At 24.8% G+C, this 13,503-nt stretch carries 14 protein-coding genes; 11 read left to right on the top strand and 3 right to left on the bottom strand.

Annotated features, from left to right (window positions below; genetic code table 11):
* Positions 1-34: 34 nt before the first annotated feature.
* The 5 genes from CLTHE_RS01350 (at position 35) to CLTHE_RS01370 (ending at position 4,858) form a co-directional block, all read left to right on the top strand.
* On the top strand, positions 35-445 hold the full coding sequence (locus tag CLTHE_RS01350) for a hypothetical protein (protein WP_080021652.1): 411 nt from the start codon (positions 35-37) through the stop codon (positions 443-445).
* A gap of 152 nt (positions 446-597) precedes the next feature.
* The gene (tyrS, locus tag CLTHE_RS01355) at positions 598-1,824 is read left to right on the top strand and encodes a tyrosine--tRNA ligase (protein WP_080021653.1); all 1,227 of its coding nucleotides are present in this window, start codon (positions 598-600) and stop codon (positions 1,822-1,824) included.
* A 106-nt stretch (positions 1,825-1,930) separates the two neighbouring features.
* Complete coding sequence (locus CLTHE_RS01360) at positions 1,931-3,811, top strand: hypothetical protein (protein ID WP_080021654.1); 1,881 nt, start codon at positions 1,931-1,933, stop codon at positions 3,809-3,811.
* 92 nt (positions 3,812-3,903) lie between these two features.
* Complete coding sequence (locus CLTHE_RS01365; RefSeq protein ID WP_080021655.1) at positions 3,904-4,167, top strand: EscU/YscU/HrcU family type III secretion system export apparatus switch protein; 264 nt, start codon at positions 3,904-3,906, stop codon at positions 4,165-4,167.
* 7 nt (positions 4,168-4,174) lie between these two features.
* Positions 4,175-4,858 carry a metallophosphoesterase gene (locus CLTHE_RS01370; RefSeq protein ID WP_080021656.1) on the top strand — a complete coding sequence of 228 codons (684 nt, stop codon included), beginning with the start codon at positions 4,175-4,177 and terminating at the stop codon, positions 4,856-4,858.
* Between the two features lie 45 nt (positions 4,859-4,903).
* Here CLTHE_RS01370 and CLTHE_RS01375 read toward each other — a convergent pair whose 3' ends face one another.
* Together CLTHE_RS01375 and CLTHE_RS01380 are read right to left on the bottom strand one after the other, a co-directional pair.
* Positions 4,904-5,881 (bottom strand): methyl-accepting chemotaxis protein, encoded by a 978-nt coding sequence (locus CLTHE_RS01375; RefSeq protein ID WP_080021657.1) that lies wholly within the window; start codon positions 5,879-5,881, stop codon positions 4,904-4,906.
* A 101-nt stretch (positions 5,882-5,982) separates the two neighbouring features.
* Entirely contained in the window at positions 5,983-6,657 is a 675-nt protein-coding gene (locus CLTHE_RS01380) for a DUF2225 domain-containing protein (RefSeq protein WP_080021658.1), read from the bottom strand.
* A gap of 134 nt (positions 6,658-6,791) precedes the next feature.
* Between CLTHE_RS01380 and yjbM the strand changes: the two genes are divergently transcribed.
* The 5 genes from yjbM to CLTHE_RS01405 all read left to right on the top strand — a co-directional run bounded on the left by yjbM (position 6,792) and on the right by CLTHE_RS01405 (position 11,685).
* Positions 6,792-7,583, top strand: coding sequence for a GTP diphosphokinase (gene yjbM / locus CLTHE_RS01385; protein WP_080021659.1), 792 nt, complete (start codon positions 6,792-6,794; stop codon positions 7,581-7,583).
* Positions 7,584-7,786: 203 nt separating this feature from the next.
* The gene (locus tag CLTHE_RS01390) at positions 7,787-8,506 is read left to right on the top strand and encodes a hypothetical protein (protein WP_080021660.1); all 720 of its coding nucleotides are present in this window, start codon (positions 7,787-7,789) and stop codon (positions 8,504-8,506) included.
* A 23-nt stretch (positions 8,507-8,529) separates the two neighbouring features.
* Positions 8,530-9,609, top strand: coding sequence for an AAA family ATPase (locus CLTHE_RS01395; RefSeq protein WP_080021661.1), 1,080 nt, complete (start codon positions 8,530-8,532; stop codon positions 9,607-9,609).
* 15 nt (positions 9,610-9,624) lie between these two features.
* Positions 9,625-10,968: a vWA domain-containing protein gene (locus CLTHE_RS01400; protein WP_080021662.1), complete on the top strand. Its 1,344-nt coding sequence runs from the start codon at positions 9,625-9,627 to the stop codon at positions 10,966-10,968.
* 54 nt (positions 10,969-11,022) lie between these two features.
* Positions 11,023-11,685: a hypothetical protein gene (locus CLTHE_RS01405; protein ID WP_080021663.1), complete on the top strand. Its 663-nt coding sequence runs from the start codon at positions 11,023-11,025 to the stop codon at positions 11,683-11,685.
* A gap of 49 nt (positions 11,686-11,734) precedes the next feature.
* Here the strand turns inward: CLTHE_RS01405 and CLTHE_RS01410 are convergent, their stop codons facing one another.
* Positions 11,735-12,742: an amidohydrolase family protein gene (locus tag CLTHE_RS01410; protein WP_080021664.1), complete on the bottom strand. Its 1,008-nt coding sequence runs from the start codon at positions 12,740-12,742 to the stop codon at positions 11,735-11,737.
* A 142-nt stretch (positions 12,743-12,884) separates the two neighbouring features.
* On the opposite strand from CLTHE_RS01410, the gene CLTHE_RS01415 reads away from it, so the two are divergent.
* Entirely contained in the window at positions 12,885-13,496 is a 612-nt protein-coding gene (locus tag CLTHE_RS01415) for a TetR/AcrR family transcriptional regulator (protein WP_080021665.1), read from the top strand.
* Positions 13,497-13,503 lie beyond the last annotated feature (7 nt).

Genomic DNA, 13,503 nt, shown 5'->3' on the forward strand with positions numbered 1-13,503 from the left:
AAATATATAAAAGAATTTATAGGGGTTGAAGATTATGATTCAAATTTTTTGCAATGAAAGGGGTTCTGGGAAGACAAAAAAACTTATAGAAAAAGCTAATATGTGTGTAAAAGAAGCTAAAGGAAATATGGTGTTTATTGATGATGATCATACCAATGCAAGATTTGTAGATAGGAATATTAGATTTGTGTCTACTGAGGATTTTCACATAAAAGGATGTAAATGTTTTTATGGATTTTTATGTGGTATAATTTCTAGTGACTATGATATTGAGCACATATATATAGATGGACTTTTAAGTGTGCTTAATTGTTCATTATATGAAACTAAAGATTTATTTTTAAAATTATCAAAAATATGTAATAAATATAACATTGATATGTTTATAAATATAAATAGTGAAAAGATGACTGAAATCCCTGAATTTATGGAGGAATTTGTTTAAATAAAGAATAATATTAAATTTTATAAGCCAGTTAGAAAACATGTTTTTTTAATTGGCTTTTGTTTTTTTAAAATCTTATAATATTGCAAAATGGAAAGCATGGTTATATACTATATTTATGCCTTTTAAGGGCTGAGGCAGGAGGAAGAAAGATGACTAATGTATTAGATGAGTTACTAGAACGTGGATATATAAAACAATTTACTCACGAAAAAGAAACAAGAGAATTATTAGAAAAAGAAAAAATAACATTCTATATAGGGTTTGATCCAACAGCTGATAGCTTACACGTTGGGCATTTTATTGCAATGATGTTTATGGCACATATGCAAAAAGCAGGACATAGACCTATAGCATTATTAGGTGGAGGAACTGCTATGGTTGGTGATCCAAGTGGAAAAACTGACATGAGAAAAATGCTTACAAAAGAACAAATACAACATAATGTTGATTCAATTAAAAAGCAAATGTCAAGATTTATAGATTTCTCTGATGATAAAGCTTTAATAGTTAATAACGCTGATTGGTTATTAGATTTAAACTATATTGATTTCTTAAGAGAAGTAGGTTCACATTTTACAGTTAATAAGATGTTATCAGCAGAATGCTTTAAAAAGAGACTAGCTACTGATAACGGTTTATCATTCTTAGAATTTAACTATATGCTAATGCAAGGATATGATTTCTATGTTTTAAACAAAAAATATGGATGTAAAATGGAATTAGGTGGAGATGACCAATGGTCAAATATGATTGCTGGTGTTAACCTAGTTAGAAAAAAATCACAGGAAAATGTATTTGCAATGACTTGTTCATTACTTACAAACAGCCAAGGTGAAAAAATGGGTAAAACAGTAGGAGGAGCATTATGGCTTGATCCTGAAAGAGTATCACCATTTGATTTCTATCAATATTGGAGAAATGTTGCTGATGCAGACGTATATAAATGTTTATCATTATTAACATTTGTTCCAATGGATGAAGTTAAAAAACTTTGTGCTGTAGAAGGTTCAGCTATGAATGAAGCTAAAAAAGTATTAGCTTTTGAAGTAACTAAACTTGTACATGGTGAAGAAGAAGCTAAAAAAGCAGAAGAAGCATCAAAAGCTTTATTTGCAGGTGGAGCAGATATGTCAAATGTTCCTACAGAAGAATTATCAGCTGATATGCTTGAAGGAACACTTTTAGATGCATTAGTAAGTGTTAAAATATTCCCTTCAAAGTCAGAAGGAAGAAGATTAATACAACAAGGTGGAGTTACTTTAAATAATGAAAAGGTAACTGACATACAAAGACTATTAACAAGTGATGACTTTAAAGATGGGTCAGCTATGCTTAAAAAAGGAAAGAAAAAATTCTTTAAATTAATAATAAAATAGTTAAATAAAGTCCTTAGAAAAATTTTTCTAAGGACTATTTTTATGTAAAAAAATAATAAAAGCTTTCGATAATTACCTATAAAGATTTAGATTATGAGGTGATAGAATGCCTGCAATTTGGAATATAAATGGAAGCAATATAGTTTCGAATAAAAAACTTTCAAGTAAATTAACTTTTAGTGTTGGAGAAAAATTTACTGGGAAAATAACTAAAAAAGAAGGAAGTAAAGAAGTTACTATAAAATTAGCAGATGGATGGCAATTTAAAGCAGAAATTGATGAATATATAGATTTAAGTGAAAAAACTGTTTTTAAGTTTAAAGTAGAAGATTTAAAAGATGGAAAATTAAAATTGAAAATAATAAAAGAAAACAGTGATGGGGGTGAATCTAAAAACAAAAATAATATTTTAAACAAATTTATAAAAAGTGAGGGATTATTTAAAGAGGATTTACCACTACTTAAAGAGATGATGAAAAGAGATATTCCTTTAACTAGAGAGAATATAACTAAATTTAAAGATATTATAAATTTTAATAATGAGATAAGAGAAAATCCAGAGGAAATAGATAATTTCATAGATAAATTTTTATTTTCAAAAGAAATTAATAAAAATTCAATTGAAGGTGTAAAAATAGAAAGTTTATTAAAAGATTTTATAAATGTTTTTAAAAAATTATCTAAGGAAGATATAATGTTCTTATTAGAAAATAACATAGAATTAAACAAAGAAAATATAGAAAGCTTTAATAAGCTTTTTAAAGAAGAAAATAACATAAATAAGTTAATAGCTGATTTAAATGAAATTATAGAGAATAATGAATTAGGTGAAGAATTTAAAACAGAAATTAATAGAGAAACGTCAAAAGATAATAAAAATTTCATTCAAAAAGGGAATTTGCTTAATAAAGAAATTGAGTTAAATAATAAAAACTTACTAGATGACTTAGAAAAAGACATAAATGAAATTACAGAAAAAAATATAAAAACAATTTTTAGTAAAAATGTTCCATTAAACAATACTTATGGAAGCAATGAAATAAAGGGGAGTATGCTTAGTCTTTTAAAAACAATAGTTAATGGTGAAAATAAAGATATAGAAACTATAATTAAAGATATAATTAGCTCAAAAATTGAAAATGAAGAAGTAAACAATTCAGAAATTAAATTAGATAATATTACAAAAGATGTTTTAAAAAAAGAATTTATTGAAAAAGTCATAGATAAAAATGACAACAGAAATTTTATAGAAAAAGAAATATTATCTAAAGAGAGTGTTGAAAAAACTTTATCTAAAATAATAAATAAAGAAATAAAGCTAACAGTAAAAGAATATGAAACTATTCTAAAAGGTATAATAAAAGAAGTAAATATAGAATCAGAAAAAAATATAAACAAAAAAATAGATATTAATGAAAAGATATTTGAAAATTCAGCTTTAAAAGGAAAAGAAATAGAAAAGAATATTAAATTAAAGCTAAATAATATTAAAGGAATAATTAGTTTAGTAAAAAATGAAGATGGAGAAGCTAAATTAAATGATAAGATAATTCAATTTATAAGAGAGAATTCATCTGACTTCAAACTTTTTAATTCAATAAGTAAGGAATATTATTATTTAGATATTCCTGTGAATATTAGTGAAAAAGAATATCCTTGTAAGCTTATAATAAAAGATAATAGAAAAGATGATAAAAAAATAGATAAAAATAGTTTTAAAGTTGTAGTTAGCATAAAAACTAATAATATAGGAGTAATAGATAGTTATATACATTTAAATAATAGAACTCTAAATATCTTATTAAAATGTAATGATGATTTTGTTATAGTATTAGAAAAAGGAATAGAAAATTTAAAGAAATCTTTAGAAAGTATGAGTTTTGATATAAAGATATCTGTAGAGAATAAAGTAGAAGAAGTAACAATATCAAATTGTAGAAATTTCTTTTCTGATAAAGAACATAATTTCTTAGATAGAATAGTTTAAGTAAAAACAATACTATTATTATAGAATATTGCCTTATAGCATTATGAGAATATATAATAAAATTAGGTATAAAGAATTTTGGGGGAGAATTTATGCAGCAGAGAAGAAAGGCAGCAGCGTTAAAATATGAAGAAAATAATGGTGCACCTATTGTTACAGCAGCTGGAATGGGGCATATAGCAGAAAAAATAATTAAAAAAGCAGATGAAAATGAAGTTCCAATAGTTTATAACAAGGAATTAACAGATTTATTATGTAATTTAGATATAGGAGATAGTATTCCAACAGAACTATATGAAGCAGTAGCCCATGTAATTGCATATGTAACAGATTTAGATAAAAAAATAGAAAGGTGATTAAAATATGGCATTATATGCAATATCAGATTTGCATTTATCTTTAAATACAGATAAACCAATGGATATATTTGGAGAGAATTGGACGGCACATGACCAAAAGATAAAAGAAAACTGGTTACAAAAAATAAAAGATGAAGATACAGTTTTAATAGCAGGGGATATATCTTGGGCTATGAAATGGGAAGAAAGTGAAGCAGATTTAAAGTGGATAGATAGTTTACCAGGAAATAAGATAATATCAAAAGGAAATCATGATTATTGGTGGGCGAGTATTACAAAATTAAATAATCTATTTAAAAGAACTAAATTTCTTCAAAATAATTTTTATGTATATGAAGATTATGCTATTTGTGGAACAAGAGGATGGACAGCACCAAATGAAAAATATACAGAACATGATGAAAAAATATATAAAAGAGAATGTATAAGACTTAAATTATCACTAGATGCAGCAAAAAAAGAAGGATATGAAAAATTTATAGTTATGATTCATTATCCTGCAACTAATGAAAGATTTGAAGATTCGGAATTTACTAAGATATTTAAAGAGTATGGAGTAGAAAAGGTAATATACGGACATATACATGGATACGGACTTAAAAATATTTTAAATGGCGAGAGAGATGGAATTGAATATATAATGACATCATCAGATTATTTAGAATTTGATCCTATAAAAATACTATAAAAAGTGCCTAAGAAAATAATATTTCTTAGGCACTTTTTATTGAATTTAATTATATTTATTAGCCATAGATTTTATTTTAGATATTGTAGAATTTAAATTATTAACAGAAGTAGCTTGTACATCCATAGTAGATGCTATTTCTTCAGTTAAAGATGTGTTTTCTTGTGATATGGCATTTGCTTTTTCAACAGAATTAAATACTTCATTTGTTTTTTCAGAAGCTGTCACAAGATTTTTAATACATTCATCTATTTCTGTTGTAGCAGAACTTATAGATGTTTTTATATCAGAAAAATTTTGTTTTGCTACTACTATTGTGTTATGTTGAGTTTCAACAGCTTTATTACCTGTATTCATAGCAACAGAAGCTTTTAAAATATCACCTTTTATTTCTTCAAGTATAGCAGTAATGCTTTGGACAGCCTGTTTAGAATTTTCGGCAAGCTTTCTAACTTCACCAGCAACTACTGAAAAACCTTTTCCTGCTTCACCTGCTCTAGCAGCTTCAATAGCAGCATTAAGTGATAAAAGGTTAGTTTGACTTGCAATTTGGCTTATAGAATCAGTTATTGAGTTAACGGATTCTAATTTATCAACTAGTGCATCAACTGTACAACTAGAAACTGAAAATGCCTCTTCTAAATCATTTAAAGAATTATCTAATTCATTTATTGAGTTTAATCCGTCAGTTGCAAGTTTATCTGTATCTAATGCTTTTGCATGTGCATTAGACACATTAAAAGCTAATCCTTCCATTGATGTCTTAAAATTATTTAAAATTGTTGCAGCGTTTTCTATTTCATTACTTTGAGAAACACTAGAATTACTTAAATTAGATAAAGATGAGTTTATATCATTAAAAGAAGACGATATATTATCGGCATATGAATTTAAATTTTTTAACTCTTTAAGCATATCAGGTGGAACAGTATGCTTTTCAACAATTGTTTCTATAGTTTTTACTTCATTATTATTATCCGAAACTTTAGATGAATCGCGTGATTTTCTATTAAACAATCCCATAAAAACCCTCCTAAATAAATAGTATAAAATAATTATATCACACAATTTGTAATTTTATCCAAATATTACGTAAAATATTTAGAAATATAGTTTAAATAATTTTAATCTAAAGTTTTAAGACTATATTTAGCTGTACGTGCCATTTCTTTTATTTTAGACGAAGCATTTATACTAGTAATAACTTGAGAAAACCATAAAATAGCATTTTTGTTATCATTTAATCTTCTGTATAAATCTCCTATTAAGTATGTTAATCCATCTCTTTGTAGACCAAAGATAGGAAAAGGATCATTATAAAAGGCATCTAAAAAGCAAGTAAGTGATTTTTCTAGAAAGAAGCTCTCTAAATTTGAATCTTCTTTTAATCTATACATCCAAGCTAGTTTTAAAGTTATTATTGCTGAAATAGTAGCTCTTTTATTTATTATATTAGAAGTTATTAAGGCTAATTTATATCTTTCTATAGCATTATCAACATTTAAAATTTCAGGATAATTTTTTTTAGACCATTTTGGGCTTATTTTTTCTAATATTTGATTTTTTTGAAAATCTCTTAATTTAAAAAATTCACTTTTTAAAGAACTATAACCACAAGAATTACAAATCCATACATCATAAAAGTAAGGATTAATTGCTTTATATCTTATAAAAAAATCAGAGTCTTTAGAAATAATTCTAGGACTTTTAACTTTAACAGCTTTTTGATAAAAGGTAGAATTACATACAGGGCATATTATTTTTTTATCAAATAGATCTTTAATATAATTTTCATCCATAAAAGTACCTCTCAAAAATAGTAATATTAAACATATTATACCATAATATATATACTACTTTTATATATAAAAAATTTATACATAGTAAGGGATTTTTTGATATAATAATATAAGAAAATTGGTAGGTGGTTAAGATGGCTATAATTAATTGGAAAGGTTTTTTAGTACCTTATGAACAAGCAGTAGATGAGCTAAAAGTCAAACTAAGAAGTATAAGAAAAGAATATAGAAAAAGAAATGAATATTCACCAATAGAATTTGTAACAGGTAGAGTTAAAGAAACATCAAGTATATTAGAAAAAGCAAATAAGTTTGGTATTCCTGTTGAGAGAATAAAGTTTGAAATGGAAGATATAGCAGGAATAAGAGTTATGTGTCAATTTGTTGATGATATTGATAAAGTTGTAGAGCTTTTAAGGGCAAGAAAAGATATGACAATTCTTTATGAAAAGGATTATGTTAGAAATGTAAAAGAAAGTGGATATAGAAGTTATCATATGATAATAAAATATCCAGTAAATCTTGTTGAGGGGCAAGTTGAAATATTAGCAGAATTTCAAATAAGAACACTTGCAATGAACTTTTGGGCAACTATAGAACATTCATTAAATTATAAATATAAACAACAAATACCACTAGAATTAAAGCAAAAATTAAAAACAGCAGCAGATGCAGCATTTATATTAGATGAAGAAATGTTAGAAATAAAAGATGAAATAAAAGATGCACAAAAACTATTTGAAGTTAAATCAGGAATTATATCAAACATAATGAATAGTATATTAACTTTAATATCTTTAGGTAAAATTCCTGAAGCAAGTAGATATGAGAAATCTTTAAATAAGCTTATTGATGATGGAGATGTTTGGGAGTTAAATAATCTTTTATCTTCAATAAAAAAAGAAATAGATAAATATAAAGACTAATATAGGTCCTTAAGTAGATAGTATAAAATTAAGTGAGAAGAGAAAAATAAAATCACTTAATATAAAAATCTAGCTATTTAAGGGCTTATTTTTTAAGGAAATTTATTTGTAAACTTGAGTAAAATAGTAAGAAATGATATAATTTAAGAAATTAAATTATATAATAATTATTATTTATTAATATTTTTAAAGGTGGAATAATTATGAGTTTAGATATGAATAAGGAAATAACTAGGGAAGATTTAAGTAAAAATGGATTATTAATAAAGGATATAAAAGAAAAAACAGAAGAACTTCAAATAATAGCTGTTAAAAATAATCCACTTTCAGTTGAATATATTGAAAATTTATCTGAGGAAGCTGGGATATTAGCAGTTACAGCACTTTGGAATTCTTTAAAATATATAAAAAATCCAACAGAAAAAATAATAAAAAGAGCTTTAGAAGTAAAAGGTTGGGCTATACAATATGTAGAAAATCCAACTTATGAAATGAAAATTTTAGCTATAGAAAGTGATTTTGATTCTATAAGATATATTGAAAATCCTGAAGAAGAATTACAAAAGAAAGCCATAGAAAAATATTGGGGAGCTATAAAATATATAAAAAATCCAACATTAGAAAGTAAACTTTTAGCTATAACAAAAAGTGAAGAAGCTATAAATTTTATGAGTAATTATAGTTATGATGAGATAAAAGATTTTTTAAGTGCTAATATTAATGTTTTTAAATATGTATATGATTCTGTTGATATAGATATAGTTTTAGAAGTTTTAAAAGAAAAATTTGAAGATGGAACTATGACATATGAATATATGAAAAGTTATATAGATTTAGAAATGTTAGAAATGGATAAGCTAGAATTTGTTAAGACTTATGGTGATAGAAAGTCAAAGAAATTTATAGTAGATTGTGTTTTATAGAAAGTTAGGAAGAGGTTAAAAAAATGAAATATTCAGATATAAAAAATGCGGTTAAACTTGTTGTAAGTGTAGGAGATGTTCCTATTATTGTAGGAGAAAGTGGAATAGGAAAAACAGCGCTTGTTAGAGATTTAAGTAGAGAAATGAATGCTAAACTTATTACTATAGATGCAAACCTTCTAAAAGAAGGAGAAATTGGTGGACTACCAACAGTAGAAAAAGGAAAAACTATATATGCAACTCATAATAAACTTTCTTTAGCAGCAGAAGAAGAAAGAAAAGGTAATAAAGTATTAATTTTTATAGATGAACTTAATAGATGTGATCATGCAGTTCAACAAGAGCTTATGAATATAATTTTAAACAGAGAAATAAATGGTTTTGAAATTGGAGATAAAATAAAAATAGTTGCAGCAGTAAATCCATTTAGTAATGATGGTTATGGTGGAGATGGATATGATGTTGTAGAAATGGATTTAGCGCAAAAGGATAGATTTGTTTGGCTTGATATGGAAGCAGATGTTAAAGAATGGATAAAATGGGGAATGAAAAATAATAATATTGAAGATATAGTTATTCAATTTATTTCAACTTTCCCAGAGTATTTAAATAGTAAAAATGTCAAGGGAGATATAAAACCAAGTCCAAGAAGCTTTGAAAGAGTTTCTAAAGCTTATAGAGCTTATAGAGAAAATGCAGACCTTTATACAGAAGAAGTATTTATGAATATAGTAAAAGGAAATGTTGGAACTGAAATTGCATTAGATTTTATGAGTTTTATAAAAGAAAATAAAAAACCAATGATAAATGTTTCTGATATATTTGCTTATGAAGTTTTAAATGGAGAAATAGTAGATAGAATAAAGGGAGAAACTAATTCTAGACTTTATATATTAATTAAAAAAGTAATTACTTTCTTAGAAGATGATAAAAACAGAAAAGAAAAATTAAAAATATTTGGTAAGCTTTTAGAACTTTATCCAAGAGACTTAAGACTAGGAATAATGAAAGAAATAAAAAGAGAATCTAAAAATGGAATATATGAAGAATTATTAGATACTGACGAATTTTTAAATGCTTTCTTCTCAATTTATGATTTCTAATAAGAGGTGATAATTATGAGTTTTGACGAAAAAAGAGAGGATTTATATCATAAAGCCTTAATACTTGAAGAGAAAAAAGGAGAAGATTCTTCTTTCAATAAAGAGTTTTTTGATCTTGTATCAGATGTAGTAATTTATTTAATGAAAGGTGAAAATTCTTTTTTTGGAAGCTTTATGCTTAAAATAAAAAGAAAATTAAGTTTTTCATTAACTTATCCTTTAGGAACAATTCCTTTTAAAGGAGAATATGTGATGTATTTTAATCCAGTTTTATTTCTTCAATGTACTAAAAAAGAAATGGGAGCTTTATTTAAGCATGAAATTTATCATATAATGTTTTCTCATTATGAAAGAGAAAAAGAGTTAAGAAATTCTTTTTCAAAGGAAGCAGTAAATGTTGCTTTAGATGTTGCTATAAATCAATTTATAAAAGATTTACCAATGGATGCAATGAGATTAGATAGAGCAGAAAAAGAGTATAATGTAGAATTAAAAGAAGATATGCCAGTTGAGTATTATGCAAAAGAAATTGATAAAAAAATAAGAAAAAGAGAAAAAAAAGAAAAGAAAGATGTTAGAAGTGATGAGGCTAAAAGAAGCTTTGATATAAATACTGCTCATGATGTATGGGAAAGTTTAGATATAAGTAGTGAATTATCTGAAAGTATAAAAGATAAAACTTTAAATGGAATAGAAAGTGAACAGGCTCCTGAAAGTATAAAAGAGCTTATTAAAAATAGAGGAGAAGCAGAAGTTCCATGGCAAAGTGTATTAAAAAAACTTATTCCATCTATAGAAAAAGGATATAAAAAAACTATTACTAGAAGAGATAGAAGACAAAGTGAAAGATTAGATCTTAGAGGAAGATTGAGAGATAGAATTCCAGAAATAATAGTTGCAATTGATATAAGTGGTAGTATTTCAAAAGATGAGTTTAGAAAAATATTAGTAGAAGTTATGAATATAGCTGATACTAGAAGAGCTAAAGTAAAAATAATAGAATGTGATAATAAAATTAGAAGAGTTTATGATATAAAATCAATAAATGAAATAAAAGATAGATATGATTCTTTAGGTTCAACAGCTTTTTCACCTGTTTTTGAATATATAGCCGAAAATAAACTTTTTAATAGACCAATTATTTATTTTACAGATGGAGTAGGAGAAAAAAGTCTTAGCGTAAAAGTAAATAAAAAAAATATAATTTGGGTTCTTACAGGAGAAGATGAGCTATCTTTAGAAGATGGACCATATGTTATAAAGAAGCTTAGTTATGAGAAAAAAGAAAAAATTGATGGTGCAGAAGGAATTAGAATGTATAAAGAAGTGATGCAAGATAGAAATAGTACTTGTTTATAAAATATAGATAAAATGTTACGAATATGTTACAATTACTCCGTGAGGGGGATTTTTATGAGAGGAAAATTAAATTATTTTAAGATTGTTATAGCAGTTCTTTTAATAAGTCTTAGTGCTAATGTTTATTTAAGTATAAACCATTATATTTATAAGCAAAAAGCATCAAAAAATACATATTCGTATATGCGAGGAGTAAAAGAAAAGGTAAATTTAAATTTAGAAGCTATAAATGTTATTTTAGATAATAAATCATATTCAGGTAATGAAATATTAAGTATATATGATAATTTTTCAGGAATAAATAACAAGTTAATAGAGCTTTGGGATGATTATAACTTTTATTCAGATACAATAATAATTAATAAAGATAGAATAGATACAGGCAATGTTTTAGAAAATGATGTTTTTTCAAGAATAGATGAGTATATGAGAAACATGTTAAATAATATTATGGTAAATAATAAACATACTTCTTATAAATTGACTGCAAAAGAAAAAAAAGATTTTGATAAAATAAACGAATTATTATTAGATATTAGTAATATGTTTAATGAATATGATAAAAATGAATTAAAAGGTTTAGAAAATGGAGCTAGAGAGAATGCTGTAATGAAAAATGATTATTGGATAGATATGTTAGATAAAATAAATAATATTTCTAGAAAATTTTCTGATTATAATTTTTCAAATGAAAACAAACAAAATAATAGTATTTAATATAATAAAGAAGACATACATAAAAGAAAATTTATGTATGTCTTTTTAGCTATTTTTTAAATCTAGGAAATAAATTTAAAGCATTTAAATAAAATATTTTATCTTTAATATTATTATTAAATCCAGAATATTTACAAATAGAAGTTTCTGCAATAGAAGAGAAATTTGGAGGAGCATAATTAGCATCAGAACCAAATAATATATGATCATTATTTGTTGTAAGTTTTAATGATTCATAAGTTACATCATGAGTAGACAAAGCTAAATCATAATAAAAATTTCCTATATATTCAGAAATATTTTTTTTAATAGAATTATATCTATTACTTATAAGCTCATCTTTAATTAATCCATTTGAATTTAATATCTTAGCAAGATTAAAAGTATCTTCTATTCTATATTTAATATATGGAAGTGTACCTCCAGCATGAGCTAAGATTATCTTAATATTAGGAAAACGCTCCATAGTACCACTTAAAATTAGATTTGTAGCAGCACGAGTTGTATTAAATACAAATTCTTCTACAAAGTCAGCCATTATAAATTTAGGTCTTGGAGTATCTTTTGGTGGAGTACTAGGATGAACAAATACTACTGCATTTCTTTTATTTAATTCTTCAAAAATAGGATCAAAAATAGGGTCTCCTAAAAAATGTTCACCATAATTAGATAAAAGTCCAACTCCATCAAGCTTTAAGACATCTAAGGCATATTTAATTTCATCTATAGATTCTTTAATAAATGGAAGAGGAAGAGCTGTAAAAGCTCCAAATCTATCTGGGTATTTATCAATATAGCTTTTTTGAATTTCATTTAATTTATGAGCTAGCTTTTGTGCTTTATTGGCATCCTTTATTGGTATTGTTACTGGTTCAGATATAGAACATATAGCTACATCAATTCCATTAGAGTCCATTATTTTTAAGCTATCATCAATAGTTTTACTAGAAATTTTTAATCCTCCAGAATTGTCAATTCCTAATTCTTTTAATGTTTCTATATATTCATTTGGTATTATGTGATGATGTATATCAAATTTCTTTATTTGATTAGACATATTAAAACCACCTTTCATATTATTTGACTATATAATAAAATAATAATTGAAGAATTCAATGTTCAAAAAATTATATAATGTTTATTACTGAACATAAATATAAAATTTGTCTATTAATTTTGAAAATAAAGGATTAAAACATATGGATGAAAAAATAGATATTAGAGTAAAGAAAACAAAAAGAAGTTTAATAAATGCTTTTATAGAATTAGCAAATAAAAAAAATATAAATTTAATATCAGTAAATGAAATTGTAAAGATGGCAGAATTAAATAGAGGAACATTTTATTTGCATTATGAAAATAAAAAAGATTTTATAAAGACAATTTCAAATGAAATTTTAGATGAATTTGTTATGTGGATAAAGCGCGCTCAAAAAATAAATAGCATAAAAAGTGAGACGTTTAATTCAAATAAACCAAAAGATACTTTATATGAAATGTTTAATTTTGTAGGAGAAAATTATAAATTTTTTTCTGCTATGCTTGGAGAAAATGGCTCAACAGTATTTAGAGATAAAATGCAAGAAACAATAAAGAATAGAGTTTATAAAGAGTTGATGTATTCTATAAAGTTAGAAGGAAAATGCGTAGTAGATAGAGATATATTATTTGAATTTACAAGCTCATCTTGTATGGGACTTATATTATATTGGTTAAATAATGGAAGAAAAGAATCAGTAGAATATATGGCAGAAGAACTAACAAAGATAAGTGTATTAGGACCTATAAGAGCATTAGGAATAATAAAATAGAGATATT

It is taken from the genome of Clostridium thermobutyricum DSM 4928 (assembly GCF_002050515.1).
Lineage (GTDB): Bacteria > Bacillota > Clostridia > Clostridiales > Clostridiaceae > Clostridium > Clostridium thermobutyricum.